Source organism: Cupriavidus sp. FW306-01-F10A (assembly GCF_058782785.1).
Window position 1 is genome coordinate 45,913 of sequence record NZ_JBYSYA010000007.1, and the last position, 24,619, is coordinate 70,531.

Below are 24,619 nucleotides of genomic sequence, written 5' to 3' on the forward strand. Positions count from 1 at the left end.
CAAGAGAGAGAGACACACCATGACCGAAGCCTTTATCTGCGACGCCATCCGCACCCCCATCGGCCGCTACGGCGGCAGCCTGTCCGCGGTGCGCGCGGACGACCTTGGCGCGGTGCCGCTGAAGGCGCTGATGGCCCGCAATCCGAACCTGGACTGGAAGGCCATCGATGACGTGATCTACGGCAACGCCAACCAGGCCGGCGAGGACAACCGCAACGTGGCACGCATGTCGGCGCTGCTGGCGGGCCTGCCGCAAGAGGTGCCCGGTGCAACCCTCAACCGCCTGTGCGGCTCCGGCATGGACGCCACCGGCACCGCCGCGCGCGCCATCAAGGCCGGCGAAGCCACCCTGATGATCGCCGGCGGCGTGGAAAGCATGAGCCGCGCCCCGTTCGTGATGGGCAAGGCCACCAGCGCCTTCTCGCGCGATGCGCAGATCTTCGACACCACCATCGGCTGGCGCTTTATCAACCCGGCCATGCGCGCGGCCTACGGCGTGGACTCGATGCCCGAGACCGCCGAGAACGTCGCCACCGACTACAAGATCAGCCGCGAAGACCAGGACCTGATGGCGCTGCGCAGCCAGGAAAAGGCCTCGCGCGCGCAGGCCGACGGCACGCTGGCGCAGGAAATCACTCCGGTCACCATCGCGCAGAAGAAGGGCGACCCGATCGTGGTCGAGCGCGACGAGCACCCGCGCGCCACCAGCATGGAAGCGCTGGCCAAGCTGCGCGGCGTGGTCCGTCCTGACGGCACCGTGACCGCCGGCAATGCCTCGGGCGTGAATGACGGCGCCTGCGCGCTGCTGCTGGCCAGCGAAGCCGGCCTCAAGCAGCACGGCCTGACCCCGCGCGCCCGCATCGTCGGCATGGCCACCGCCGGTGTGGCGCCGCGCGTGATGGGCATCGGCCCGGCACCGGCGTCGCAGAAGCTGCTCAAGCAGCTCGGCATGACCATGGACCAGATCGACGTGATCGAGCTGAACGAGGCGTTCGCCGCGCAAGGCCTGGCCGTGCTGCGTGAACTGGGCGTGGCCGACGACGACAAGCGCGTCAACCCGAACGGCGGCGCGATCGCGCTGGGCCACCCGCTGGGCATGAGCGGCGCGCGCCTGGTCACCACCGCGATGTACCAGCTGCACCGCACCGGCGGCCGCTTCGCGCTGTGCACGATGTGCATCGGCGTGGGCCAGGGTATTGCGATGGTGATCGAGCGCGTTTGAGCGAGTTCGGTTGACCTCCCGCGGGTTTGCTCCCCTCTCCCGCTTGCGAGAGAGGGGCAGGGGGTGAGGGCAGGCAGTGGCGTACCGACACGCTGCACTTCGTCGACACGCCCGCCCTCACCCCAACCCTCGCCCGCAAGCGAGAGAGGGAGCCAGTCCGCAGTAGTCTTGAAAGTGAGTCAAAGATGTCCCTTCCCGTAGCCACGCTCGTCACCGGCGGCAGTTCCGGTATCGGCCGCGCCATCTGTGAAATGCTGCTGGCCGATGGCGTGACCCAGGTGGTCAATGTCGACTTTGCCGAACCGGCCTGGTCGCACCCGAACCTGACCTTCTTCCAGGCCGACCTGACCGATGCCGAGGCGACCCGCGCCGTGGCCGCGCAGGTGACCTCGCGCTTCGCCGTCACGCGCCTGGTGAACAACGCCGGCGCCACGCGCCCCGGCACCGCCGACACCGCCACCGTTGCCGACCTGGACTACGTGACCGGCCTGCACCTGCAGGCCACGCTGCTGCTGACGCAGGCGTGCCTGCCCGCGATGCGTGCTGCCGGTTTTGGCCGCATCGTCAACATGGCCTCGCGCGCCGCGCTGGGCAAGGCCGAGCGCGTGGTGTACTCCGCCACCAAGGCCGGCCTGATCGGCATGACCCGCACGCTCGCGATGGAGCTGGGCGGCGACGGCGTCACCGTCAACGCCGTGGCCCCGGGCCCGATCGCCACCGAGCTGTTCCGCAAGAGCAACCCCGAAGGCGCCGAACAGACCCGGCGCATCCTGGCCAGCATCACGGTCAAGCGCATGGGCACGCCGGAAGACGTTGCGCGTGCCGCGCTGTTCTTCCTGTCGCCAGACAACGGCTTCGTCACCGGCCAGGTGCTGTACGTGTGCGGCGGCACCACGCTGGGCGTTGCGCCGGTGTAAGCAGCGCGCGTCCCAGGCATCCCGCATTCAAGCATTCAACAAGAAGAGACGTTAACCAAGCGTCACGCATGGCGGCCCGGCCACGAGCCGCCCTCCGGATGCGCGCATGTGCGCGCCATCCGTTCGGGAACGGCAATCACGCCATTCAGCACAACCTCCCGCGGTACCCAATCACCGCCGGAACGATATAGCACCGGAGCATTACCGATGAGACAAGATTCCCAGACCTCCACCACGCGCCGCCGCCTGCTTGCCGCTGGCGTGGCGCTGGCCACCACCATCGCCGGCTTTGCCGGTGCGGCCCATGCGCAGGGCGGCTACCCGACCAAGCCTATCACCATGATCGTGCCGTTCTCGGCCGGCGGCACCACCGACATCCTGGCCCGCATCGTCGGCCTGCAGCTGGGCAAGGCGCTCGGCCAGCCGGTGGTGATCGACAACCGTCCGGGCGCGGGCGGCAACATTGGCGCCTCGCTGGCGGCCAAGGCGCCGGGCGACGGCTACACGCTGTTCATGGGCACCATCGGCACGCACGCGATCAACCAGTCGCTGTACTCCAAGCTGCCGTATGACCCGGTCAAGGATTTCGCGCCGATCACGCGCGTGGCCATGGTGCCGAACCTGGTGGTGGTGAATCCCAAGGTGCCGGTCAACAACGTCAAGGAACTGATCACCTACGTCAAGGCCAACCCGGACAAGCTGTCGTACGGCTCGTCGGGCAGCGGTTCGTCGATGCACCTGTCGGGCGAGCTGTTCAACTCCATGACCGGCCTGCATATCCAGCACATCCCGTACAAGGGCAGCGCCCCGGCCGTGAACGACCTGCTGGGCAACCAGATCGGCCTGATGTTCGACAACATGCCGTCGTCGTACCCGCACGTGAAGGCCGGCAAGCTGCGCGCCATCGCCGTGACTTCGGCCAAGCGCTCGCCGGCGCTGCCCAACGTGCCGACCGTGGCCGAATCGGGTGTGCCGGGCTATGAGGCCACCTCGTGGTTTGCGCTGTACGCCACCGGCGGCACGCCGCAGCCCATCGTCGATCGCCTCAACGCCGAAGTGGTGAAGATCCTGGCCATGCCGGAAGTGAAGAAGCAGATGGCCGACCAGGGCGCCGAACCCAATCCGGAAAAGCCGGCCCAGCTGGCCGCGTTCATGAAGTCGGAAACGGCCAAGTGGGCGAAGGTGGTGAAGGCTTCGGGCGCTACGGTGGATTGATTCGCGTCCTTGCCGCGCCAAAGAAAAGCCGGTCCCTGTCGGGACCGGCTTTTTGTTTATGCGTGGGCGGGGACGGCTGCCACTCAATCGCTGCCAAGCTGCAGCTTGTTTTTCTGCCGCTTTTCGATCGCAGATTTGAGCAGCGCCGCACTGCGATAGATGCCGTGTGCGAACTTGCCATACGGCAGCGTCGCAAACAACGCCATCACCACGCCAAGGTGGACCGCCAGCAACAGCGGCATCGCCGCGGTGCCGCGCCCGGCCAGCAACCCCAGCCCGGTGGCGCTGGTCAGCAGCAGCAGCGCGATGAAGCCGCGGTCCATCGGCCGCTGCCGGGCATCCCCATGCATCGGGTGCCGGCGCAGGTTCAGCCACAGCAAGCCCGCCGGGCCCACCAGCAGGCCCACGCCGCCGGCGGTGCCCAGCAGCACCGGCAGGCTCGTGACCGGATAGGGCGCATGCCAGCCCAGCAGATAGTGGTAGCCGGTCGCCACCACTGTCGACGCAAAGCACAGCATGAAGCCGTAGAACGTGAAATGGTGGAAGCGCCGCCGCGCCAGCGTGAAGCGGTCGCTGGCCTCGTTGCAGCCATCGCCGTGGCCGCCATCGAGGTAGGTCAGTGCCAGCACGTTCCGGGCCGCCTCTGCCACGGCCGGTGCCGACGCTGTGCCGGCAGAGACATCACGCCAGAAGCGGCGCACGCCCAGGCCAAGCGCAAGCACGGCAAAGCCGAACACACTGCCGAACAATGCCGCCAGCGTGTTGTGCGGGAATACCGCGTAGAAATTGCCGCCCGCATGCGTCTGCCACAGCGCGCCGCCCAGCGTGGCGGCGAGTACCAGGAACAACGCCAGCCCGAAGGCCAGCGCCACCGATACCGTCAGCCCGTTGCGCTGGTACAGCTTGCCCAGCGGCGCGGGCCATGCATATTCGCTATAGGTTTCCAGCCGCACCTTTGCCATCGCCTGCGGCACGTTGACGCCGAAATCATGCGGCGGCGCGTACTGGCAGGCGTGGTAGCAGGCGCCGCAGTTGTGGCACAGGTTGGCCAGGTAGTTGACGTCGGCCTTGCCGAACTCCAGCCGGCGGGTCATGGCCGGGAACACCGCGCAGAAGCCTTCGCAGTAGCGGCAGGCATTGCAGATCTGCATCTGCCGGGCAACTTCGGCCTCATTGTCGGTCAGCGGCAGCACGCGGATGACGCGGGACTGCGGCGCCGGGGCGGCAGCGTCCTGCCCGGCCAGTTGCGCGGCCTCGCGCGCCAGGGCTTCAAGCTTCTGCATGGACGGCTCCCGTGTTGATGCCCGCCGCCAATGCAGCCTGCGTGCCCGCGATGCGCCCGAAGGCCGTGCCGATCGACATGCCGACACCGGCCGTGTATCCCTTGCCGAGCACGTTGCCGGCCATCATTTCTCCTGCCACGAACAGATTCCCGCTTGGCTTGCCGCCAAAGTGCACCTGGGCGCGGTCGTTGACCTTGAGCCCCAGGTAAGTGAAGGTGATGCCCGGCCGCAGCGCGTAGCCGTAGAACGGCGCCTGGTCGAGCGGCCTGGCCCAATGCGTCTTGGCCGGTGCCAGGCCTTCGGTGTGGCAGTCGTCCAGCGCGGTGTGGTCGAAGGTGCCGACGCGGCACGCCGCGTTGTAGTCCTGCACCGTGCGCGCGAACTGCGCTTCCGGCAGCCCCAGCTTGCGCGCGAGCTCAGGCAGCGTGTCGGCCTTCTCGCCGGGAAACACCGGCGGCATGAAGCGCCCGATGGCCTTGCTGTCGATGATCGAATAGCCGATCTGCCCGGGCTGCTGCGCCACCAGCCGGCCCCAGATGGCGTAGCGCTTGGGCCAGAAGTCCTCGCCTTCGTCGTAGAAGCGCACGGCGTCGCGATTGACCACGATACCCAGCGACACGCAATCGATGCGCGTGCAGATGCCGCCGTCGTACAGCGGCGCGCGCGCGTCGATGGCGACACAGTGCGATTGCGACGGATCGCCGATGGCGTCGGCGCCGGCGTCGATCATGGAACGCAGCAGCACGCCCTGGTTGAAGCGCGTGCCGCGGATCAGGAAGTTGTCGGCGGGCCATTCGCCACGTTCGTTCCGGCCCCAGGCTTCGCGCAGCCATTCGCGGTTGGATTCGAAGCCGCCCGCGGCCAGCACGCAGGCGCGCGCGGTGAAGCGCTGGCTGCCGCTGCGCGCGGCGACGAAGCGGTCGCCGTCCAGCTCGATCGCGTCCACCGGGGTTTCATAGCGGACCTGCACCCCCATCGCTTCGGCGCTGCGGTAGTACGCGTTGACCAGCGCCTTGCCGCCACCCATGAAGAAGGCGTTGGTGCGCGCCACGTGCAGCGCACCCGACAGCGGCGGCTGGAAGCGCACGCCATGCCTGCGCATCCACGGCCGGCAGGTCGATGACGCGCGGATCACCAGCCGCGCCAGGTGTTCGTCGGTGATGCCGCCGGTGACCTTGAGCAGGTCCTGCCAGTACTCTTCCTCGGGATAGGCATCGACCAGCACGTCCTGCGGCGCGTCATGCATGCAGCGCAGGTTGCGCGTGTGCTGGGAGTTGCCGCCGCGCCAGGCGCGCGGCGCGGATTCGAGCAGCAGCACCGAGGCCCCGGCTTCGCGCGCCATCAGCGCCGCGCACAGGGCCGCGTTGCCGCCGCCAATTACCAATACGTCGACCATGGGGATTGTCTCCTTGCTGGCGCCATCTTGGCGGGCAAGGCGGGCCGGCGCCAGCAGGGGCGCGGCAAGGGGGCTTCAGCTTTCGTGAAGCCCGGCCGGGGCATGGCCGGCTCAGCGCGGGCGCAACGTGGCGCCGGGCCAGCGCCCCTCGCGCACCAGCGTGGTGGCGACGTCGGCCAGCACCACGCGCGCGGCCAGGCCCGCCGGCGACAGTTCATCGTCGGACAGGCTGACCAGCAGGTTGGGCCGCGTGGCGCCGGCGTCGGTGACCAGTATGCTGCGGTAGGGCGTGCCATGGCTGCGCGCCAGCGCCGCGCCCGGCTGGATGGTGGCGCCCAGGCCACCGCGCACGGCGTCCATCAGGATCGCCAGCCCGTCGATCTCCGCCACCACCTGGGGCTCGCGCTTCGCCTGGCGAAAGCACGCGGCGACCAGCGCGCGCAGCCCGTGCGAGCCGCTGGGCAGGATCAGCGGCAGCTTGCCAAGTGCCGCCACCGAGGTCTGCTCGCCGCGCGGCATGCCGGCCAGCCCCTCGGCGCCGATCACGAACAGGCGCTCATCGAGCAGCGGCAGCACACTCCAGCGCTGCGCGGGCTCCTCGCTGAACAGCACCGCCAGGTCGATCTGGCGCGCGCTCAGCATCGTGCCGAGGTAGCCGGACAGGCTCTCCACCATGCGCAGCCGCACGTCGGGGTAGCGCTCGCGCATGGCCTGCATGAAGGGCAGCGCCAGCACCGCGGCGGTGCTGGGCGGCAGGCCCACGCTGACATGGCCCGACAGGCGCGCCTGCCGCGCGGCCAGCGCGGCATCGTCGATATGGCGCAGCGCCAGCTGGGCCTGGCGCCAGAAGGCCAGCCCGGCATCGGTGGCGACCACGCCGGTGGAAGTGCGCTGCAGCAGCCGCGTCGACAGCTCGCTCTCCAGCCGGCTGATCTGCTGGCTCAGCGCGGACGTGACCACGCCCAGCTCCAGCGCCGCCTTGCCCATGCTGCCATGCTCGATCACGCTGACGAAGTAGCGCAGTTGCCTCAGTTCCATGTCGCGTCCCCGCTGCCGCAATTTGCCCGCATGGTAGCGGAAAACCTGCCGCAGTTCACGAATCCTGAAGACCCGTTAACGCCCGCCCGATGGCGCGATTGCCAGCGGCTGCGTAGAGTCGCACCGGTCAGAAACCGGCGGAAGCGACACTACGCAGCCGCCATTCCATAACAACATGACTTCCCGCAAAGGAGACTGCATGACAACCGTTTCGCGCATGCGCCGCGCCGTGGTGGCCGGCCTCGCCGGTACCGCTGTACTGGGCGCGCCCGCCGCGTTCGCCGCGGACAACTGGCCGGCCAAGCCGATCACCCTGGTAGTGCCCTTCGCCAGCGGCGGCACCACTGACATCCTCGCCCGCACCATCGGCCAGAAGCTGGGCGAGGCGCTGCAGCAGCCGGTGGTGGTGGACAACCGCCCCGGCGCCGGCGGCACCCTCGGCGCGGCCAACGTGGCGCGCGCGCCGGCCGACGGCTACACCTTCCTGCTGGCCACCGTGGCCCACACCATGGCGCCGGCCATCTACAAGAGCCTCCCCTACGAGTTCACGCGCGACCTCGATCCGGTGGGCCTGGTGGCGCTGACGCCCAATGTGCTGGTGGTCAATCCTGCGATCCCGGTGAAGTCCGTGTCCGACCTGATCGCCTATATCAAGGCGCATCCCGGCAAGGTCAACTACGGCTCGGCCGGCATCGGCAGCACCGAGCACCTGTCCGGCGAGTTGTTCCGCGCGCTGACCGGCACCGACATTGCGCATGTACCGTATAAGGGCGGCGCGCCGATGATGACCGACCTGATCGCGGGCCAGATCCAGATGGCGATCGAGACCAGCCCGTCGGCGTCGCAGCACGTGCGCAGCGGCAAGGTCCGGGCGCTGGCGGTCACCACCGCGAAGCGTTCCGCCGCCTATCCCGGCGTGCCGACGCTGGCGGAGAGCGGCGTCAGGGGCTATGAAGTCACCACATGGTTCGCGCTGATGGCGCCGCGCGGCACGCCCGCGGCGATCGAGCAGCGCGTCTCGGCGGAGCTGGGCAAGCTGCTGAAGGCGCCGGAGGTGCAGAAGCGGTTTGACGAGCAGGGCGTGACCGCTGGCGACATGACGCCAACGCAGCTTGCTGCCTTTATCCGCGCCGAAACCGACAAGTGGGGCAAGGTGGCGCGGGAATCGGGGGCGAAGGCGGAGTAACGGCCTCGCTCACAAGGGCGGCGCTGGCGTTACAGGAGGAGATCGCGCAGGAGCGGCCGCGGCAGCCGACCGGCTGCCAGAACGGGGGCTGAACACCCCTTGCCGGCAACAGTCCAATGGATGTCGCCAGCCTGAATACGGAGGATCCCAAAATGCATGACCTTTCCTTCGTTCACGCTGACGCGGCCCACGTCGAATGGCAGGTCGCGCTGGCGGACTGCCAGCGCCAGCTGGACACGCAGGATTTCCTGCGCCAGGCGAAGGCAGACAACGCGCCGCCGCTCACGCTCGGCTGGTGCTACCTGAGCGACTACTACGCGCTGGCCGCCGAGGCCATCCTTGCCGCGCTGCAGCAGAACTGGCCCGGCGTGTCCTGGGTCGGCACGGTCGGCCTGGGCGTATCCGCCAGCGGCAAGGAGTATTTCGACGAGCCGGCCATGGTGCTGATGGCGGCGCCGTTTCCGCGCGATGCGTTCCAGCTGTTTTCCGGGCGCCAGCCCTTGCCGCCGGCGTCTTCCGGCTTCGTTCCCCATACCGCGCTGGTGCATGCCGAGGGCAGTACGCCGGACGTGCAGGACCTGTTGCACGAGCTGAGCGCGCGCACGGCCACCGGTTACCTGTTCGGCGGCTTGTCGTCGGCCCGCAACCGTACCTTGCATATTGCCGATGGCGTCTTCTCCGGTGGGCTGTCGGGCGTGCTGTTCGGCCCCGGGATCGAACTGGTCTCCCGCGTCACGCAGGGCTGCCAGCCGATCGGGCCGGTGCGCGCCGTGACGCGCAGCGATCACAACCTCCTGTTCGAGCTGGACGGCAAGCCGGCCCTGGATTGCATCCTGAATGACCTGGGCGTCGAGCGCGATGCCCAGGTGGAGACCATGGCGGAGGCGCTGGCCGGAACGCTGGCCGGCCTGAATTCAGCCGCCGACGATGCCCCGGTGCTGCCCGGCAGGTTCGGCTCGGACACGCTGGTGCGCCACCTGATCGGCCTGGACGTGCAGCATCGCATGCTGGCGCTGGCCGACATGGTCGAGCCCGGCATGCGGCTGGCTTTCTGCATGCGCAATGCTGACGCGGCGCGCGCGGACCTGGTGCGCGTCGCCACCGAGATCCGCACGGAGATCGAACGCGGCGGCAGCCGCGCACGTGGCGCGCTTTACATCAGTTGCTCAGGCCGGGGCGGGCCGCATTTCGGCGCGCCGCATGCCGAGCTGCAGACCGTACGCCGCGCGCTTGGCGACCTGCCGCTGGCTGGCTTCTTTGCCGGCGGCGAGATCGCAAGGGATCACCTCTATGGCTATACGGGGGTGCTGACGGTATTCACCGGCCATTGAATCCGCGAATGACTGCATCGATGTTGCGCATCTGGCGCGCAAACCAGATGCGCAACAAGCTGTTCGACAGGACCATCGGCAGCGAATACGCAATGATCCGATACACCTTGCCGCGCTGCAGTCTGGACGCCTTTGCCGGGTCCAGCCAGTCGTCGTTGCGCACCAGCAGCAACAGCGTTTCCATGCCGATAAGGACGGGCCACAGGCAGGCCAGCCGCAGCCGGATAAAACGCGGGTGAATGGCAAGCGTGTACGCCATCGCCTCGCAAAAGTGGTCCAGCGTCTTGCGCACGAGCTCGAGCATCAAGGCCCGAGCGCGCAGCGAGGCGTCCGGCAGCAGCAGATCCTGCGGGCTCAGGCCATGCTGGTGCAGCATCGTGGCCGGAAGATAGCAGCGGCCGATGCGCAGGTCCTTGCCGCAGTCCCGCAGCACATTGGTCATCTGCAAGGCTTTGCCGAAGCGGACCCCGCGGCGCAGCATGGCGTCGGGCTTGCCGATCGCGCCAGGCATGTGCGCGGCGGTCATGCTGGTCCAGAACTCGCCCACGCATCCGGCGACCAGGTACGTGTAACGGTCAAGCTCTTCCGGCTCGCGCAGTGCGACGATGCGGCCTGCGTTTTCATCGGGGAAGGTGCGCAGGTCAAATTCCAGGCCCTCGCTCAGGGTCGATACGATCTGCCGTACCGCTTGCCGGTCGTCCGGCTCCAGCTGCGCCAGCACCGCCAGCGCAGGGCCCAGTGACTCGAGCAGGATGCGCTCGTCCGACTGTTCCTGCCGGCCTGCCACCTCGGTGGCGATGCTGTCGGCCAGCGCCGTGTCTGCGGTTGCACCGTTGACCTGGTCGCGCAACGACAACAGCAGCGCCAGGCGCCGTTGTGGCGGGATCAGCGAGGTATCGGCAATCGTGTCGGCGGCACGCGCCAGCAGATAGGCCAGGCCGACCGGATCGCGCATCCGCTCGGGCAGCACGCGCAGCGTGAGATAGAACGAACGCGAGACGCCTTTGAGCAGCGGACCGAGGAGGAACGCCCGGCTGGGTTCGCGCATGGGTGGTGTCCTGTTCCCTGGGAGGTTGGTGAAAGTGACAATGCCCGGGTGGCCGTCAGGCCGGGCCCGGGCATTGTACCTTCGACGCCAGGGGCAGATTGCTGGCCCTGTTCAGGGCGAGTCCTTGCCGAGATAACGCTCGAACCACTGCGCCGCCAGGCGAGCGACCGATTCCAGTGCGCCGGGCTCCTCGAACAAATGGGAGGCGCCGGGCACGATCACCAGCTTCTTGGTGCATGTCAGCTGGGCATACGCCGATTCATTGCGTTCCAGGACGCTCAGGTCCAGCCCGCCAATGATCAGCATGGTGGGCGCAAGCAGTTTCGCAAGGGCGTCGGGGCCCGCCAGGTCGACCCGGCCCCCGCGCGAAACGACGGCGTGTATCGGGACAGACGACTGGCATGCGGCACGGATCGACGCGGCGCCACCAACGCTGGCGCCGAAGTAGCCGAACCGCTGTGGCACGGCTTGCTGCCGCGCCACCCAGCTGGTTGCCTGCGCCAGCCGTGTTGCCAGGAGCTCGACGTCGAAGCGGATGGCCTGCACCTGGTCTTCGTCCGGCAGCAGCAGATCCATCAGCAGCGTTGCCATGCCGCAGCGATTGAGCTCCGCGGCCACATATCGATTGCGCGGGCTAAGCCGGGAACTGCCCGTGCCGTGCGCAAACAATACCAATGCGACCGCGCCGGGCGGCAACGTGAGTATGCCTTGCAGGTCCACGCCGCCGGCCGGGATCACAACCTCGATGGCTTCTGAATTGCTCGGCATGGCGCAGTCCTCCGACGGGTGGTGCGTAGACGTGCATCGCGTTGCAATCGCGCCCATCCAAGTCCACTATAGGGCGGGCGTGGCGGCGAGGCCAGTCGCCGTGTGCAGGTCTCCTGGCGCGCGCAATCGACAGCAATCCTTTGGATCAGGAGGAAACATGAAGACCCTGTTTCTCGTCCGGCATGCCAAGTCAAGCAAAGACGATCCCTCCTTGCCCGACCGTGAGCGCCCCCTGAATGACCGTGGCCTGCAAGACGCCCCGGAAATGGGCAAGCGCCTGGCCGAGCGCAAGCTGAAGCCCGACCTGCTCCTGTCGAGTCCGGCCCTGCGTGCGCTGACGACAGCGCAACTGATTGCCGACGAGCTCGGCTATGCACGCAAGGACATCGCGCTCGATGACCAGCTGTATGCCACCAGCGCGGAGGCGTTGCTGGCCGTCGTTCGTGCGCTCGACAAGAAGCTAGATTGCGTGATGCTGTTCGGTCACAACCCCGAGTTCACCGACTTCGCGCATCGCTTGTCGGACGAGATCACCGACATGCCGACCTGCGCCGTCGCCAGATTCCGCTTCGACACCAAGGCGTGGGAGGATGTCGGCGAAATCACCCCCTCGAAAGTCACGCTGGAATCGCCAAAGAAGTAATCCGATGCCGGCTGCCGTCGGCGTGAACAGTGATATATCCGGCTTGACCATACGGGGCGAAGCGATAAGAATTTGTGATCGCAGGCGAAAGCCTGCCCTCACGCTTCCCTACGCTTGGTCCCACCCATGATCCCACCCGTCAGCACCCTCCACGGTCGCCTGAAAATGCAGCACCTGCGCCTGCTGCTGGCGGTGGAGGAGCGCGGCTCCCTGCGCCAGGCCGCCGAGGCGCTGACGCTCACGCAGCCCGCGGTCAGCAAGATGCTGCAGGACATGGAAGACCTGCTCGGCGTGCCGCTGTTCGAGCGCCATGCGCGCGGGCTGCGGGCCACGCGCTTCGGGCTGGCGGCCACGCGCTATGCCCGGCTGGTGTTTGCCGACATGGGCGGGCTGCGCGATGAACTGGTGGCGCTGGAGTCCGGCAAGATCGGGCGCGTGCGGGTCGGGGCGGTGATGGCGCCCACGCCGGGGCTGCTTGCCGATGTGATCCGGCGGCTCAATCGCGATCACCCGCGGCTGGAAGTGGCGGTGCACGTGGAGACCAGCGATGTGCTGATGCCGCAGCTTGAGCGCGACCAGCTCGATATCGTGCTGGGGCGCGTGCCGGATGGCTGGGACAGCAGCGGCCTGGACTTCGAGCAGCTGGGCGACGAAGGCCTGGCCATCGTGGTCGGGCCGCAGCACCCGCTGGCGCGGCGCCGCAAGCTGTCGTTCGAGGAACTGACGGGCTACCCGTGGATCATGCAGCCGCGCCCCAGCCCGATGCGCGCGCTGATCGACCGCTCGTTCGAGGATGCCGGCGTGCCGGCGCCGCCGTCGACCATCGAGACCGCGGCGGTGCTGATGACCACGTCGTTGCTGGCGGACAGCGAACTGATCGCGGTGCTGCCGGAGTCGGTCGCCGCCTACTACGGCAGGCTTGGCGCGCTGGCGGTATTGCCGCTGCCCCTGCCGCGCAAGCTGGGGCCCTATGGCATCGTCACGCGGCGGGGCCGCCCGCCGACGGCATCGATGAGCCTGCTGATCGATGCGTTGCGGGCGTTGTCGAGATGAGCCTCAGCCGGGCATGCCTTGGCGCTTGCCGTCGAGGCGCCACGCGTGGCGTTGCGGGCTGTCCGGGCGCAGCGACGCGGGCAGCAGGCCGGGCGGCATGTCCTGGTAGCTGACCGGGCGCAGGAAGCGCGCGATGGCCAGGCTGCCGACCGAGGTGCTGCGGCCGTCGGACGTTGCCGGCCAGGGCCCGCCATGCACCATCGCATGCCCGACCTCCACGCCCGTGCCGAAGCCATTGACCAGGATGCGTCCCGCCAGGCGTTCCAGCGCGGGCAGGAAGGTGCGGGCGGCGTCGTGGTCGGCATCGTCGATATGGAGGGCGGCGGTCAGCTGGCCTTCCAGTGCGTCGATGACGCGCCGCATCTCGGTGAGGTCGCGGCAGCGCACCACCAGCGAGGCGGCGCCGAAGACTTCGTGGCGCAGCGCTTCGTCGGCCAGGAAGGCACCGGCGTCGGTGGCGAACAGCGCGGCCCGTCCCTGTGCAGCCGATCCCGCCGCGCCACGCGCAACGGTCTGCACTTGCGCATGGCCAGCGAGCCTATCGACGCCGGCGCAATAGGCACGATGGATGCCGGGCGTCAGCATGGTCGCAGCCGGCAGCGCCCCCAGCCGCGCAGCCGCGGCATGCAGGAAGCGCTCCAGGTCATCCCCCGCAACCGCCAGCACCAGGCCGGGGTTGGTGCAGAACTGCCCCGCGCCCAGCATCAGCGAATCCGCAAACGCCGTGCCGATGGCTTCGGCGCGATTGGCCAGTGCGTGCGGGAACAGGAGTACCGGGTTGATGCTGCTCATCTCGGCAAACACGGGGATCGGCTCGGACCGTGCCGCCGCGATCGCCATCAGCGCCATGCCGCCGGCGCGTGAGCCGGTGAAGCCGACGGCCTTGATGCGCGGGTCGGCCACCAGCCCTTGCCCGACCTCCAGCCCGGCATCGAACAGCAGCGAGAAGGTGCCTTCGGGCAGGTCCATGTCGTCGACGGCCTTGCGGATGGCGCGGCCGACCAGCTCCGATGTGCCCGGGTGCGCCGGATGCGCCTTCACGACGACCGGGCAGCCCGCGGCCAGGGCCGAGGCGGTATCGCCGCCGGCCACCGAGAATGCCAGCGGGAAGTTGCTGGCGCCGAATACTGCTACCGGCCCCAGCGCGATATGGCGCAGGCGCAGGTCGACGCGCGGCAGCGGCTTGCGTTCAGGTAGCGCGGGGTCGACGCGCAGTTCAAGGAAGTCGCCCTGGCGCAGCAGGCTTGCGAACATGCGCAACTGCCCCACGGTGCGGCCGCGCTCGCCTTCGATGCGGGCGCGCGGCAGGCCGGATTCGGTGGTGCAGCGGTCGATCAGGGTATCGCCCAGCGCCAGGATGTTGGCGGCGATGGCTTCGAGGAAATCGGCGCGCCGCTCGGGCGTGGTCTCGCGGTAGGTGTCGAATGCCTGCCATGCCAGCGCGCAGGCCTGGTCCAGCTGTGCGGGCGTGGCGCCGCCGAATGCCGGTTCGAGGGTGGCTCCGGTGGCCGCGTCGATGGCGTGGATGGTGCCGTTGCCGCCGCGTTCAGCGCGGCGGCCGATCAGGAGTTCGCCTGAGATTGTCATGCCTTGTCCTTTCGATGAGATCAGCGGGCCCAGCGCAACACCAGCGGATCCAGCCTCCGCGCAATCTTCAGCAGCCCTTCGCGGGTGGCCGGGTGCATCGGCTGCAGCGGATGGCGCACCGCGTCCGACGCGATCACGCCGCCTGCCTGCATCAGCACCTTGCTGGTGGCCAGCCAGCCTTGCCGGTTTTCATAATTGATCAGCGGCAGCCATTGCTGGTAGCGCTGCGCGGCCAGTTCGGCATCGCCGGCCTGCCAGGCATCGAGGATCTGGCGGATGCCGTCGGGGAAGCCCGCACCCGTCATCGCACCCGTAGCGCCCGCTTCCAGGTCGGCCATCAGCGTGATGGCCTCTTCGCCGTCCCAGGGGCCGACGATGGCGTCGCCGCCCAGTTCGATCAGCTCGCGCAGCTTGGCCGCGGCCTGCGGCACTTCGATCTTGAAGTACGACACATTGCCGATCTCGCGCGCCATGCGCGCCAGGAACGGTGCGCTCAGCGTGGTGCCGCTGACCGGCGCGTCCTGGATCATGATGGGGATGTCGATGGCATCCGAGACCGTGGCGAAGAATTCATAGATGCTGCGCTCGGGCACGCGGATGGTGGCGCCGTGGTAGGGCGGCATCACCATCACCATGGCCGCGCCCGCATCCTGCGCCGCGCGGCTGCGCTCGGCGCACAGGCGCGAGCTGAAATGCGTGGTGGTGACGATCACCGGCACCCGGCCGTCCACGTGTTCCAGCACGGTCTTCATCAGCACGTTGCGCTCGTCGTCGCTCAGCACGAACTGCTCGGAGAAGTTGGCCAGGATGCAGATGCCGTGCGACCCCGCATCGATCATGAAGTCGATGCAGCGGCGCTGGCCGTCGAGGTCGAGGCCGCCCTGGGCGTCGAAGATGGTGGGCGCTACCGGGAATACGCCGCGGTAGACGGTGGGGGATGGGGTGCGGGTCATGGTCTCCTCCGGCTGCTTGTGAATTGGTTCGGGCCAATATACGAGCCGCCCCCCTGGCTGTATATTGAAACCTTTCCATCTGGTGATCGCTTTTGCGACTCACAGACCCTTCATGAACTCCACCCTCGACACCCTGACCGGCCGGTTGCGCATGAAGCAGCTGCAACTGCTGATCGCGCTGGACGAGCATTCCTCCCTGCACCAGGCCGCCGCGGCGATGGCGATGACCCAGTCGGCGGCCAGCAAGTCGCTGCAGGAGCTGGAAGGCATGCTGGAAGCGCCGCTGTTCGAGCGCTCCAGGCGCGGCATGCGTCCCAATGCCTTCGGCCATTGCGTGATCCGGCACGCACGCCAGCTGGTGGCAGACCTGGGCGCCATGTGCGAGGAGGTGGCGGGCATCCGCGCCGGCAGCGGCGGGCGCGTGGCCATCGGCGTGATCATGGGCGCGGTGCCGGAGGTGCTGGTGCCGGCGCTGGCGCAGTTGCGCCAGGCGCAGCCGGAACTGGCGCTGGAGATCATCGAGGACACCAGCCTGCGCCTGCTGGGGCTGCTCGATGACGGCCACCTCGACGTGGTGATCGGCCGCTCGCTGGTCAGCGGTGAGCCGGCCCGCTACCACTACCACCCGCTGGACGATGAGCAGGTCGCGGTCGTGGTGGGGCACTCGCATCCGGCGCCGCGCGCGCGTGCGATGGGGTTTGCCGACCTCGCCGGTTATCGCTGGATCACCTACGCCGGGCATATGCCCATGCACGCGCTGCTGCAGCGCGAGCTGGACCTGGCCGGCATGAGCTTCCCCGCCAATGCGATCTCGACCTCGTCGGCCTTCGTCACGGTGGCCATGCTGCAGGGCGACCCCGGGCTGGTGTCGCTGCTGCCGACCGGCGTGGCGGCGATGTTCGTGCGCCAGAAGATGCTGCGCATCCTGCCCGTGCGGCTGCAGTCGCGGCAGCAGACTTTTGGCATCGTGACGCGGCGCGGCGGCGCCTTGTCCGCGGCGGCGCGACAGCTGGTCGCGATCCTGAAGGCATTGCCGCGCACTGCGCAGCAGGCGGCTGCCGAGGTATAACGCCAGGTGATCGCCAGTTCAAAAAACATCAGTAGTGGCCAATCACTGATGCTCCTATAGTCTGCCCATCCGCGCCGCAGAGCCGGACAGCAAAACGACGGAGACAGCAATGAAGACATGGATCGCCGGCGCACTCGCCGGCCTGGCCACGGTGGCGGCAGTCACGGGCAATGCCTGGGCGCAGGACACACGGCCGGTGCGGCTGATGGTGGGTGCCGCGCCCGGCGGCGGCACCGACGTGATGGCGCGCATCGTCTCCGACAAGCTCGCCGCGCAGCTGAAGCAGCCGGTCGTGGTCGACAACCGCCCCGGCGCGTCCAACACCATTGCCGCGGACATCACCGCCAAGGCGGCGCCGGACGGCAACACGCTGCTGATGGGCGTGGTGACTTCGCAAGCGATCGCCCCGCACCTGCTCAAGCTGCAGTTCGATCCGCTCAAGGACCTGGCGCCGGTGGCGCTGGTGTCGTCGGTGCCCAATGTGCTGGTGGTCAACAACCAGGTGCAGGCGCGCGACGTCAAGGCGCTGGTGGCGCAGATCCAGGCCAATCCGGACAAGTTCCGCTACAGCTCGTCCGGCGTCGGCAGCACCCAGCACCTGGCCGGCGCGTCCTTCGCGCGGCAGATCAAGGGCAAGCTGCTGCACGTGCCGTACAAGAGCAGCAGCAGTGCGCTGGTGGACCTGATGGGCGGGCAGGTGGACATGAGCTTCGAGACCATGCCGTCGGTCATCAGCCATATCAAGGCCGGCAAGCTGCGCGCGCTGGCGGTCACCGCGGACCAGCGCTCGGCGCTGCTGCCCAACGTGCCCACGCTGGCTGAAGCGGGCGTGCCCGGCATCCAGATGAGTGCGTGGTACGGTGTCTATGCGCCGGCCGGCACGCCGCCCGCGACGCTGCAGAAGCTGGGCAGCGCGCTGGCCACGGTGATCAAGGACCCTGACACCGTGCGCCGGCTGGCCGATGTGGGCGCGGTGCCCGGCGCGCTGACCGCGGCGCAGTTCGATGCCTTCTCGCGTGCCGAGTATGTGCGCTATGGCAAGCTGATCGCTGAACTGGGCGTCAAGCTCGACCAATAACAACCCCGGAAGTCCAATGAATTCCCGTCCAAGAATCGCCATGGTGCTGGGCGACCCCGCCGGCATCGGCCCTGAACTGATCGCCAAGCTGCTGGCCGACCCCGCGACCGCCGCGCAGGCCGAGATCCTGCTGATCGCCGACCGCGACGAATGGCGCCACGGCATGCGGATCGCAGGCGTCGACCTGGCGCTGGCCGAGACCGAAGCCCCCGCCTTTGCCGATGATGGCAAGCCGCGCCTGTACCACTGGCAGCTGCCGGAGCGCCCGGCATATGCGCGCGGCCAAGCCAGTGCCGAGGGCGGGCGCTACAGCCTGGGCACGCTGGCGCTGGCACTGCAGCTGGCGCAAGCGGGCCACGCCGACGCGATCCTGTTCGGGCCGCTGAACAAGAGCTCGCTGCACGCCGCCGGCATGGCGCACAGCGATGAGCTGCACTGGTTTGCCGAGCAGCTTCGCTACCACGGCAACTTCTGCGAGTTCAATGTTCTGGACGGGCTGTGGACCTCGCGCGTGACTTCGCACGTGGCGCTCAAGGACGTGCCGGCGATGATTACGCAGGAACGCGTGGGCGGCGCCATCGACCTGATCGACCAGGCCCTGCGCCGCACCGGCATGGCGCGCCCGCGCATCGCGGTGTGCGGCCTGAACCCGCACAACGGCGACAACGGCGCCTTCGGCCGCGAGGAGATCGACGTGATCGCCCCGGCCGTGGCCGCGGCGCGTGAACGCGGCGTGGCGGCGGACGGTCCGTTCCCGGCCGACACCATCTTCCTGAAGGTGCAGGGCGGGCCGTCGCAGCGGCAGTTCGATGCCATCGTCACCATGTACCACGACCAGGGCCAGATCGGCATCAAGCTGATGGGCTTCTCGCGCGGCGTGACGGTGCAGGGCGGGCTGCCGGTGCCGATCACCACGCCCGCGCACGGCACCGCGTTCGACATCACGCAGCAGGGCCGCGCCGATCCGGGCGCCACGCTGCAGGCATTCCAGATCGTCTGCCGCATGGGTGCGCAGCGGCGCGCCACAGCCTAGCCACCACTTTCACCACACCAAATCCAGCAAGACCGCCCCCGGCGCGGCCGGGGAGCGTTCGCGCCAACGCATCGCCATCAGGAGCTGAATATGAAGATCACCAACGTCCGCGCCCGTGTCTTCGAATGGAAGGGCAAGACCGTGCCGCCGCAGGCGCATTTCTGCACCAACGCCACCGATATCCTGTTCGAGCGCGGCGACGCCATGGGCTCGTTCCGCTTCCATGGCTGGCTGGTGGTGGAAGTGGAAACCGACACCGGCCTGGTCGGCATCGGCAACTGCGCGCTGGCGCCGCGCGTGGCCAAGGAGATCGTTGACCAGTACCTGGCACCGGTGGTGATCGGCCAGGACCCGTTCGACAACGAATACCTGTGGCAGAAGATGTACCGCCGCACCCATGCCTGGGGCCGCAAGGGCATCGGCATGGCGGCGATCTCGGCGGTCGATATCGCGCTGTGGGACCTGATGGGCAAGGCGGTTGGCAAGCCCGTGTTCAAGCTGCTGGGCGGGCGCACCAAGGAAAAGATCTGGTGCTATGCCTCCAAGCTCTACAACAATGACGACCGCGACGCTTTCCTGGCAGAAGCGCAGCGCTACCTCGACCAGGGCTTCACCGCGATGAAGATGCGCTTCGGCTACGGCCCCAAGGACGGCCCCGCCGGCATGCAGAAGAACATCGAGCAGGTGCGCCTGCTGCGCGAGCTGGTCGGCGATGGCGTCGACATCATGCTGGAGTGCTATATGGGCTGGACGCTGGAATATGCGCGCCGCATGCTGCCGCGCCTGGCCGAGTTCAACCCGCGCTGGCTGGAAGAGCCGGTGATTGCCGACGATATCGAAGGCTATGCCGAACTGAAGAAGGCGAGCCCGTTCCCGATCTCCGGCGGTGAACATGAATTCACCTCTTACGGCTTCAAGGACCTGCTCGAGCGCCGCGCGGTGGACGTGATCCAGTACGACACCAACCGCGTCGGCGGGATCACCGCGGCGCAGAAGATCAACGCCATGGCGGAGGCCTGGTCGGTGCCGGTGATCCCGCACGCGGGGCAGATGCATAACTACCACCTGACCATGGCCTCGACGGCTTCGCCGATGTCGGAGTACTTCCCCGTGCACGACGTGGAGGTGGGCAATGAGTTGTTCTACTACATCTTCAAGGGCGATCCGGCGCCGGACAACGGCTACCTGCAGCTCGACGACAACCTGCCGGGGCTGGGCCTGGAGCTGAACGAGGAGTACTTCAGCCAGTTCGACGTCATCGGCTGACGGGCCAGTTGCCGGGCTCTGCCCGGCCGGGCAGCGCGCCATGTTTCACGATGCACGCCGCCGCTTCAAGGCCGCCTTTTCTTCCACTCATAGTCCGGCGGCGGATCCGCCGCCCCGGCTCGTCCTACCGAGTTGGGATTCTCCGAGCACAGCGTGACAAAGCTCACCGGCTCGCCCGCATGCTGGCGCTGGCGCAGCGCTTCGGTAAAGTGCAGGGCTTCACGCATCGCATCGCTTGGGAATGACTGCGCGTGGGGGCTGAGCCCGCTGCCGTCGGCTTCGGACCAGTAGACCATATACATAAGGCTTCCTCTTCATTGCGGCAGGCGATTTTGCAGGATCCTGCAACCTTCGTTCCCGGCGCCGGGAGTGTTGCATGATGGCGCGGGAGGCAGGCAAGGCACGCCGGTTGCAATCCCTGCATCACGCTTTGCAAGCCTTGGCATGCGGCGGCACAATGATCGCTTCCCGACACCTTGCCGGCGCTGCGCCGAGGCCGACCGCCGCCTATCATGCCCGATCTTGCGCTGATCTCCGCCACCGCTGCCGATGCCGACCGGCTTGCCGCCATGCACGCCGCCAGCTGGCAGCACACCTATCCCGGCATGTTGCCGGCTGCTTACTTGCGGGACCAGGCCTACCCGGAACGGCTGGCCGCCTGGCGCGCCCGCATGCACAACGGCGCCGACGGCCCCGTGGAAGTCACGCTGGCCATGGTCGACGGCGAAGCCGCTGGCTTTGCCTGCCTGCTGCCCGAGGCGGAGCCCCGCTTCGGCATCTATCTCGACAACCTCCACGTGCTGCCCGCCTTCCACGGCCAGGGCCTGGGCAAGCGCTTGCTGGCCCACTGCGCGCAGCGCGTGGCCGCGCACTGGCCCGGGCGGCCGCTGTTCCTCTATGTGCTGGAAGCCAATACGCAGGCGCGCGAGTTCTACCAGCGGCTGGGCGGCGAGGAATCCGAGGCATTCGAGGATGATTTCCACGGTCCGGACCTGCGGGTCATGGTCCGCCGCGTGACCTGGCCGGACGTGGCGGCGCTGGTCAGGCGCCTGGGCTGACCAGGGCGGCGAGTCCGGGTCAGCCGCCGGCAAAACACTCCCACAGGAATCCCTTCCCCATGCTGCAAGCCATTGCTCTCGTTGTGCCAAGCAAACCATGCCGGGCATTGGCCGGTGCCGCCATCGCCATGGCCGTACTGGCCGGTTGCGCCAGCGCACCCGACACGCGTTCCGCCGCCAGGGCGATAGAGGCGGCGGCCACGCCGGCCCAGGCGAAGCCGCACTGGCAGCGCGTGCACCTGGGCACGGGCGCGGGCTATGACTTCCCGGTCTACGCCAACCATCCGCTTGACCAAGACCTGTCGCGCATCCGCGAGGTGGTGTTCGTGCAGCACGGCCTGCAGCGCAACGGCGATGACTACTACGCCGCCGGTGCTGCGCTGCTCAAGGCCAGCGGACGCAATCCGGACGAGGTGCTGCTGGTCGCGCCCAACTTCCCCGGCACGCCAGACCACGGCAAGGGCTTCGACGGCATGCCGCAATGGTCGGTGCAGGGCTGGATGAGTGGCGAGAACGCGGTCAACGCGCCGTTCACGGTCAGTTCACTGCAGGTCCTCGATGACCTGATGGCCTTCGTCACCGACAAGGCGCGCTTGCCGCGGGTGGCCAGGGTGACCGTGGCCGGGCATTCGGGCGGCGCGCAGATCGTGCATCGCTATGCCGTGCTGAACAATGTCGACGAGCGCATCCGCGCGCGCGGCATCGACCTGCGCTATGTGGTGGCCAACCCCTCGTCCTACCTGTACTTCACGCCGGTGCGCCCGGCCGGCGCGGACGGCCGCTCGTTTGCGCCGTACGACAAGGCGGTGTGCCCGGATTACGACAAGTACCGCTATGGCATGCAGGACATCGTGCCCTACGCAAAAGGTGCCAATGGCCAGTCGCTGTACCAGCGCTACGCCGGGCGTCAGGTGACCTACCTGGCCGGCACGGAAGACAACGACCCCAACCACCGCGTACTGGACAAGGCGTGCGGCGCTGAGGCCGAAGGTCCCACGCGCCTGCAGCGCGCCCGCGGCTACCTGCGCTATGAGCGCTACCTGGCCAGCCCCGGGCTGGTGATCCGCCACCAGGCCTATGAAGTGGTGGGCGTGGGGCACGACCAGGCACGCATGTTCGGCTCGCAATGCGGCGCCAGGGCGGTGTTCGGCATGGCGGAAACGGCCAACCCGGACGGCGCGGCCTGCCGCGCGCCGCAGCTCTGATTCCGCCGGCCAAGAAAAAACCCGCGAATTTCGCGGGTTCAAGTCCCTGCCCGCAGGAACGGGCTCGGAGGAGACAACCACAGGGAAACGGTTACGTGCCCGGTCAGCCCAGGCTGAATTTGACAACCTGTTCTTCGACGCCGACAAAGCGCACTAGCTGGCGTAGCCCGCTGGCGTATTCCTTGATATGGTGCCCGTCCGGCGTATCGGGCAGGCGGTAGTAAATGGGCGCCTTGTCGCGCATGGGCGGCAGGATGCCGAGCGGGAGTTCGACGGCGTCGGCTTCCCAGGCCACGTCGCGCTCTTCGGCAAGCAGGATTCTTCCGGTCATGGACACACTCCAGGATTGCTGCAAGGTGCGGCCGGGGGTGGGTATGCGCTCGCACTGGATTTCAATGTATGGAATGTATTGCATCCAACGCAGAAATGCCATTCAGCGTTTTTTAATTCTGTCTGCCAGGAAATTTCCAAAATGACAAATTTAACGAATGTATGGCATCTGCTGGCGACGCCGATGGCGACATCGCTGAGGGTGCTGCCCAAGGCCCGCATTGCGATACCATAGCGCCAGCCCCGCGAAGTGCGGCTGCCGGCGCGTCCCGGTTCCGGGTCTGCCGCATCCGCTTCCAACCATTTTCCATCGCCCCCCGACGGGCCACTGCCCAGACGCATGTCGACCCAGCACGCCTTGTTGATTTCCCTGATCGAAAAACCGTCGTCCGGTTATGACCTGGCACGGCGCTTTGACCGTTCCATCGGCTATTTCTGGCATGCCACGCACCAGCAGATTTATCGCGAGCTGGGACGGATGGCTGACAGTGGCTGGATTGCCGCGGATGAAACCGAGGCGGCGGAAGGCGAGGCCGGTGGCGGCGACCGCAAGAACCGCAAGAAGGTCTACCGGGTGTTGCCGGCCGGCCGTGAAGAACTGGCACGCTGGGTGCTGACCCCCGGCGCCAGCCTGGACCAGCGCGAGGAAATCCTGGTCAAGCTGCGCGCCGATGCGGTGATCGGGCCGCTTGGCCTCGGTGACGAGATGCGGCGGCTGATCGCGCTGCACCGGGCCCGGCTGGAGACTTACCTGGCCATCGAGCGGCGCGATTTCTCGGCGCCGGACATGGACCGCGCGCAACAGTTGCGCTATGCGCTGCTGCAGCGCGGCATCCGCTTCGAGCAGGACTGGGTGGCCTGGGGCGAGGAACTGCTGCCGCTGCTGTAGCCGCGCCCGCTTGGGCGGCGGCTACGGCCTGCCAGGCCAGCTGACCGGCTGCGTCAGGCCAGGTCGACGGCGCGCGTGCCGGCCTGCGTGGCCTCGCCCAAGCCCAGCCGGCGGCGTGCCAGCGCATATTCCTCGGCAAAGCGGCGCACCAGCTCGCCCGCGGGCACCACGCGCTTGATTGCGCCCACGCCCTGGCCGGCGCCCCAGATGTCCTTCCACGCCTTGACGCTGGTGGAGCCGAAATTCATCTTCGACGGATCTGATTCGGGCAGCGCGTTCGGGTCCAGGCCGGCGCGCTCGATGCTGCCGCGCAGGTAGTTGCCGTGCACGCCGGTGAACAGGTTGGAGTAGACGATGTCGTTGGCGGTGCTGTCGACGATCATCTGCTTGTAGCCGTCCTGCGCGTTGGCTTCCTGCGTGGCGATAAAGGCCGAGCCGATATAGGCCAGGTCGGCGCCGGCGGCCTGCGCGGCCAGGATGGCGTCGCCGCTGGAGATCGAGCCCGACAGCAGCAGCGGGCCGTCGAACCATTCGCGGATCTCGTGCAGCAGCGCGAACGGCGACAGCGTGCCGGCATGGCCGCCGGCCCCGGCGGCAACCGCCACCAGTCCGTCCGCACCCTTCTCGATGGCCTTGCGCGCGAAGGTGTTGTTGATCACGTCGTGCAGCACGATGCCGCCGTACGAGTGCACTGCGTCGTTGACTTCCTTGCGTGCGCCCAGCGAGGTGATCACGATCGGCACCTTGTAGCGCACGCACAGCTCCAGGTCATGTTCAAGCCGGTCGTTGGACTTGTGCACGATCTGGTTGACGGCGAACGGTGCCGACGGGCGGTCCGGGTGCCTGGCGTCGTGTTCGGCCAGCTCGGTGGTGATGCGGTCCAGCCATTCTTCCAGCTTGGGTGCCGGGCGCGCATTCAGCGCGGGGAACGAACCGACCACGCCGGCCTTGCACTGGGCGATGACCAGGTCGGGGTTGGAGATGATGAACAGCGGCGAGCAGACCACCGGCAGCGACAGCCGGTTCTGGAGTTGGGCGGGAAGGGCCATGG

24 protein-coding genes are annotated in these 24,619 nt (G+C 68.0%); 14 read left to right on the top strand and 10 right to left on the bottom strand.

What is annotated here, in order from left to right; genetic code table 11:
* Positions 1-19: 19 nt before the first annotated feature.
* From pcaF to AC3WLF_RS12320, 3 genes are all read left to right on the top strand, one after another.
* The gene (gene pcaF / locus AC3WLF_RS12310) at positions 20-1,222 is read left to right on the top strand and encodes a 3-oxoadipyl-CoA thiolase (RefSeq protein WP_492353021.1); all 1,203 of its coding nucleotides are present in this window, start codon (positions 20-22) and stop codon (positions 1,220-1,222) included.
* A 185-nt stretch (positions 1,223-1,407) separates the two neighbouring features.
* Positions 1,408-2,139: an SDR family NAD(P)-dependent oxidoreductase gene (locus AC3WLF_RS12315; protein ID WP_492358285.1), complete on the top strand. Its 732-nt coding sequence runs from the start codon at positions 1,408-1,410 to the stop codon at positions 2,137-2,139.
* Between the two features lie 207 nt (positions 2,140-2,346).
* Positions 2,347-3,354: a Bug family tripartite tricarboxylate transporter substrate binding protein gene (locus tag AC3WLF_RS12320; protein ID WP_010809834.1), complete on the top strand. Its 1,008-nt coding sequence runs from the start codon at positions 2,347-2,349 to the stop codon at positions 3,352-3,354.
* An 83-nt stretch (positions 3,355-3,437) separates the two neighbouring features.
* Here AC3WLF_RS12320 and tcuB read toward each other — a convergent pair whose 3' ends face one another.
* The 3 genes from tcuB to AC3WLF_RS12335 form a co-directional block, all read right to left on the bottom strand.
* Positions 3,438-4,637, bottom strand: coding sequence for a tricarballylate utilization 4Fe-4S protein TcuB (tcuB, locus tag AC3WLF_RS12325; RefSeq protein ID WP_492358286.1), 1,200 nt, complete (start codon positions 4,635-4,637; stop codon positions 3,438-3,440).
* Entirely contained in the window at positions 4,624-6,033 is a 1,410-nt protein-coding gene (gene tcuA / locus AC3WLF_RS12330; protein WP_492357282.1) for an FAD-dependent tricarballylate dehydrogenase TcuA, read from the bottom strand. Before tcuA ends, tcuB begins: the two co-directional genes overlap by 14 nt.
* A 111-nt stretch (positions 6,034-6,144) precedes the next feature.
* Positions 6,145-7,071 (bottom strand): LysR family transcriptional regulator, encoded by a 927-nt coding sequence (locus AC3WLF_RS12335; protein ID WP_011616412.1) that lies wholly within the window; start codon positions 7,069-7,071, stop codon positions 6,145-6,147.
* 199 nt (positions 7,072-7,270) lie between these two features.
* On the opposite strand from AC3WLF_RS12335, the gene AC3WLF_RS12340 reads away from it, so the two are divergent.
* Positions 7,271-8,257 carry a Bug family tripartite tricarboxylate transporter substrate binding protein gene (locus tag AC3WLF_RS12340; protein WP_035815884.1) on the top strand — a complete coding sequence of 329 codons (987 nt, stop codon included), beginning with the start codon at positions 7,271-7,273 and terminating at the stop codon, positions 8,255-8,257.
* Positions 8,258-8,409: 152 nt separating this feature from the next.
* Positions 8,410-9,588 carry an FIST signal transduction protein gene (locus tag AC3WLF_RS12345; protein ID WP_492318170.1) on the top strand — a complete coding sequence of 393 codons (1,179 nt, stop codon included), beginning with the start codon at positions 8,410-8,412 and terminating at the stop codon, positions 9,586-9,588.
* Here AC3WLF_RS12345 and AC3WLF_RS12350 read toward each other — a convergent pair.
* Both AC3WLF_RS12350 and AC3WLF_RS12355 read right to left on the bottom strand, forming a co-directional pair.
* Positions 9,575-10,636 carry a phytoene/squalene synthase family protein gene (locus tag AC3WLF_RS12350; protein ID WP_492358287.1) on the bottom strand — a complete coding sequence of 354 codons (1,062 nt, stop codon included), beginning with the start codon at positions 10,634-10,636 and terminating at the stop codon, positions 9,575-9,577. The two genes, AC3WLF_RS12345 and AC3WLF_RS12350, sit on opposite strands and share 14 nt — an antisense overlap.
* Positions 10,637-10,747: 111 nt before the next feature.
* The gene (locus AC3WLF_RS12355; protein ID WP_492318168.1) at positions 10,748-11,404 is read right to left on the bottom strand and encodes a dienelactone hydrolase family protein; all 657 of its coding nucleotides are present in this window, start codon (positions 11,402-11,404) and stop codon (positions 10,748-10,750) included.
* A 157-nt stretch (positions 11,405-11,561) separates the two neighbouring features.
* On the opposite strand from AC3WLF_RS12355, the gene AC3WLF_RS12360 reads away from it, so the two are divergent.
* Both AC3WLF_RS12360 and AC3WLF_RS12365 read left to right on the top strand, forming a co-directional pair.
* On the top strand, positions 11,562-12,047 hold the full coding sequence (locus tag AC3WLF_RS12360) for a SixA phosphatase family protein (RefSeq protein WP_492318167.1): 486 nt from the start codon (positions 11,562-11,564) through the stop codon (positions 12,045-12,047).
* A 126-nt stretch (positions 12,048-12,173) separates the two neighbouring features.
* Entirely contained in the window at positions 12,174-13,100 is a 927-nt protein-coding gene (locus AC3WLF_RS12365; RefSeq protein WP_492358288.1) for a LysR family transcriptional regulator, read from the top strand.
* A 3-nt stretch (positions 13,101-13,103) separates the two neighbouring features.
* Here the strand turns inward: AC3WLF_RS12365 and AC3WLF_RS12370 are convergent, their stop codons facing one another.
* Positions 13,104-14,687 (bottom strand): aldehyde dehydrogenase (NADP(+)), encoded by a 1,584-nt coding sequence (locus AC3WLF_RS12370; RefSeq protein ID WP_492318165.1) that lies wholly within the window; start codon positions 14,685-14,687, stop codon positions 13,104-13,106.
* Positions 14,688-14,707: 20 nt separating this feature from the next.
* Positions 14,708-15,640: a dihydrodipicolinate synthase family protein gene (locus AC3WLF_RS12375; protein ID WP_035815873.1), complete on the bottom strand. Its 933-nt coding sequence runs from the start codon at positions 15,638-15,640 to the stop codon at positions 14,708-14,710.
* Positions 15,641-15,752: 112 nt separating this feature from the next.
* Between AC3WLF_RS12375 and AC3WLF_RS12380 the strand changes: the two genes are divergently transcribed.
* The 4 genes from AC3WLF_RS12380 (at position 15,753) to AC3WLF_RS12395 (ending at position 20,086) form a co-directional block, all read left to right on the top strand.
* Positions 15,753-16,709 (top strand): LysR substrate-binding domain-containing protein, encoded by a 957-nt coding sequence (locus AC3WLF_RS12380; RefSeq protein WP_492352833.1) that lies wholly within the window; start codon positions 15,753-15,755, stop codon positions 16,707-16,709.
* Positions 16,710-16,818: 109 nt separating this feature from the next.
* The gene (locus AC3WLF_RS12385; RefSeq protein WP_035815870.1) at positions 16,819-17,787 is read left to right on the top strand and encodes a Bug family tripartite tricarboxylate transporter substrate binding protein; all 969 of its coding nucleotides are present in this window, start codon (positions 16,819-16,821) and stop codon (positions 17,785-17,787) included.
* Between the two features lie 16 nt (positions 17,788-17,803).
* Positions 17,804-18,820 (top strand): 4-hydroxythreonine-4-phosphate dehydrogenase PdxA, encoded by a 1,017-nt coding sequence (locus tag AC3WLF_RS12390; protein ID WP_492318162.1) that lies wholly within the window; start codon positions 17,804-17,806, stop codon positions 18,818-18,820.
* A gap of 90 nt (positions 18,821-18,910) precedes the next feature.
* Complete coding sequence (locus AC3WLF_RS12395; RefSeq protein WP_492318161.1) at positions 18,911-20,086, top strand: L-rhamnonate dehydratase; 1,176 nt, start codon at positions 18,911-18,913, stop codon at positions 20,084-20,086.
* 65 nt (positions 20,087-20,151) lie between these two features.
* On the opposite strand, the gene AC3WLF_RS12400 is transcribed toward AC3WLF_RS12395, so the two are convergent.
* A complete protein-coding gene (locus AC3WLF_RS12400; protein WP_492318160.1) occupies positions 20,152-20,388 on the bottom strand; it encodes a hypothetical protein in 237 nt (78 codons plus the stop codon).
* A 210-nt stretch (positions 20,389-20,598) separates the two neighbouring features.
* Between AC3WLF_RS12400 and AC3WLF_RS12405 the strand changes: the two genes are divergently transcribed.
* Positions 20,599-21,144 carry a GNAT family N-acetyltransferase gene (locus tag AC3WLF_RS12405; RefSeq protein ID WP_492352836.1) on the top strand — a complete coding sequence of 182 codons (546 nt, stop codon included), beginning with the start codon at positions 20,599-20,601 and terminating at the stop codon, positions 21,142-21,144.
* Positions 21,145-21,203: 59 nt separating this feature from the next.
* Positions 21,204-22,349 (top strand): hypothetical protein, encoded by a 1,146-nt coding sequence (locus tag AC3WLF_RS12410; RefSeq protein ID WP_492358289.1) that lies wholly within the window; start codon positions 21,204-21,206, stop codon positions 22,347-22,349.
* Between the two features lie 103 nt (positions 22,350-22,452).
* Here AC3WLF_RS12410 and AC3WLF_RS12415 read toward each other — a convergent pair whose 3' ends face one another.
* Positions 22,453-22,680, bottom strand: a complete 228-nt coding sequence (locus AC3WLF_RS12415; protein ID WP_492318157.1) for a hypothetical protein — start codon at positions 22,678-22,680, stop codon at positions 22,453-22,455.
* A 339-nt stretch (positions 22,681-23,019) separates the two neighbouring features.
* Between AC3WLF_RS12415 and AC3WLF_RS12420 the strand changes: the two genes are divergently transcribed.
* On the top strand, positions 23,020-23,568 hold the full coding sequence (locus AC3WLF_RS12420) for a PadR family transcriptional regulator (RefSeq protein ID WP_492318156.1): 549 nt from the start codon (positions 23,020-23,022) through the stop codon (positions 23,566-23,568).
* 53 nt (positions 23,569-23,621) lie between these two features.
* Here AC3WLF_RS12420 and AC3WLF_RS12425 read toward each other — a convergent pair whose 3' ends face one another.
* Positions 23,622-24,617, bottom strand: a complete 996-nt coding sequence (locus AC3WLF_RS12425; protein ID WP_492318155.1) for an NAD(P)H-dependent flavin oxidoreductase — start codon at positions 24,615-24,617, stop codon at positions 23,622-23,624.
* Positions 24,618-24,619: the final 2 nt, after the last annotated feature.

What these genes read in the sequence shown, in the direction of transcription:
- AC3WLF_RS12370 (WP_492318165.1), bottom strand. Translation starts at nt 14,687, where the DNA reads ATGACAATCTCAGGCGAACTCCTGATCGGCCGCCGCGCTGAACGCGGC.
- tcuA (WP_492357282.1), bottom strand. Translation starts at nt 6,033, where the DNA reads ATGGTCGACGTATTGGTAATTGGCGGCGGCAACGCGGCCCTGTGCGCG.
- AC3WLF_RS12345 (WP_492318170.1), top strand. Translation starts at nt 8,410, where the DNA reads ATGCATGACCTTTCCTTCGTTCACGCTGACGCGGCCCACGTCGAATGG.
- AC3WLF_RS12405 (WP_492352836.1), top strand. Translation starts at nt 20,599, where the DNA reads ATGCCCGATCTTGCGCTGATCTCCGCCACCGCTGCCGATGCCGACCGG.
- pcaF (WP_492353021.1), top strand. Translation starts at nt 20, where the DNA reads ATGACCGAAGCCTTTATCTGCGACGCCATCCGCACCCCCATCGGCCGC.
- AC3WLF_RS12400 (WP_492318160.1), bottom strand. Translation starts at nt 20,388, where the DNA reads ATGTATATGGTCTACTGGTCCGAAGCCGACGGCAGCGGGCTCAGCCCC.
- tcuB (WP_492358286.1), bottom strand. Translation starts at nt 4,637, where the DNA reads ATGCAGAAGCTTGAAGCCCTGGCGCGCGAGGCCGCGCAACTGGCCGGG.
- AC3WLF_RS12365 (WP_492358288.1), top strand. Translation starts at nt 12,174, where the DNA reads ATGATCCCACCCGTCAGCACCCTCCACGGTCGCCTGAAAATGCAGCAC.
- AC3WLF_RS12375 (WP_035815873.1), bottom strand. Translation starts at nt 15,640, where the DNA reads ATGACCCGCACCCCATCCCCCACCGTCTACCGCGGCGTATTCCCGGTA.
- AC3WLF_RS12320 (WP_010809834.1), top strand. Translation starts at nt 2,347, where the DNA reads ATGAGACAAGATTCCCAGACCTCCACCACGCGCCGCCGCCTGCTTGCC.
- AC3WLF_RS12360 (WP_492318167.1), top strand. Translation starts at nt 11,562, where the DNA reads ATGAAGACCCTGTTTCTCGTCCGGCATGCCAAGTCAAGCAAAGACGAT.
- AC3WLF_RS12355 (WP_492318168.1), bottom strand. Translation starts at nt 11,404, where the DNA reads ATGCCGAGCAATTCAGAAGCCATCGAGGTTGTGATCCCGGCCGGCGGC.
- AC3WLF_RS12340 (WP_035815884.1), top strand. Translation starts at nt 7,271, where the DNA reads ATGACAACCGTTTCGCGCATGCGCCGCGCCGTGGTGGCCGGCCTCGCC.
- AC3WLF_RS12390 (WP_492318162.1), top strand. Translation starts at nt 17,804, where the DNA reads ATGAATTCCCGTCCAAGAATCGCCATGGTGCTGGGCGACCCCGCCGGC.
- AC3WLF_RS12385 (WP_035815870.1), top strand. Translation starts at nt 16,819, where the DNA reads ATGAAGACATGGATCGCCGGCGCACTCGCCGGCCTGGCCACGGTGGCG.
- AC3WLF_RS12335 (WP_011616412.1), bottom strand. Translation starts at nt 7,071, where the DNA reads ATGGAACTGAGGCAACTGCGCTACTTCGTCAGCGTGATCGAGCATGGC.
- AC3WLF_RS12425 (WP_492318155.1), bottom strand. Translation starts at nt 24,617, where the DNA reads ATGGCCCTTCCCGCCCAACTCCAGAACCGGCTGTCGCTGCCGGTGGTC.
- AC3WLF_RS12415 (WP_492318157.1), bottom strand. Translation starts at nt 22,680, where the DNA reads ATGACCGGAAGAATCCTGCTTGCCGAAGAGCGCGACGTGGCCTGGGAA.
- AC3WLF_RS12410 (WP_492358289.1), top strand. Translation starts at nt 21,204, where the DNA reads ATGCTGCAAGCCATTGCTCTCGTTGTGCCAAGCAAACCATGCCGGGCA.
- AC3WLF_RS12420 (WP_492318156.1), top strand. Translation starts at nt 23,020, where the DNA reads ATGTCGACCCAGCACGCCTTGTTGATTTCCCTGATCGAAAAACCGTCG.
- AC3WLF_RS12315 (WP_492358285.1), top strand. Translation starts at nt 1,408, where the DNA reads ATGTCCCTTCCCGTAGCCACGCTCGTCACCGGCGGCAGTTCCGGTATC.
- AC3WLF_RS12380 (WP_492352833.1), top strand. Translation starts at nt 15,753, where the DNA reads ATGAACTCCACCCTCGACACCCTGACCGGCCGGTTGCGCATGAAGCAG.
- AC3WLF_RS12350 (WP_492358287.1), bottom strand. Translation starts at nt 10,636, where the DNA reads ATGCGCGAACCCAGCCGGGCGTTCCTCCTCGGTCCGCTGCTCAAAGGC.
- AC3WLF_RS12395 (WP_492318161.1), top strand. Translation starts at nt 18,911, where the DNA reads ATGAAGATCACCAACGTCCGCGCCCGTGTCTTCGAATGGAAGGGCAAG.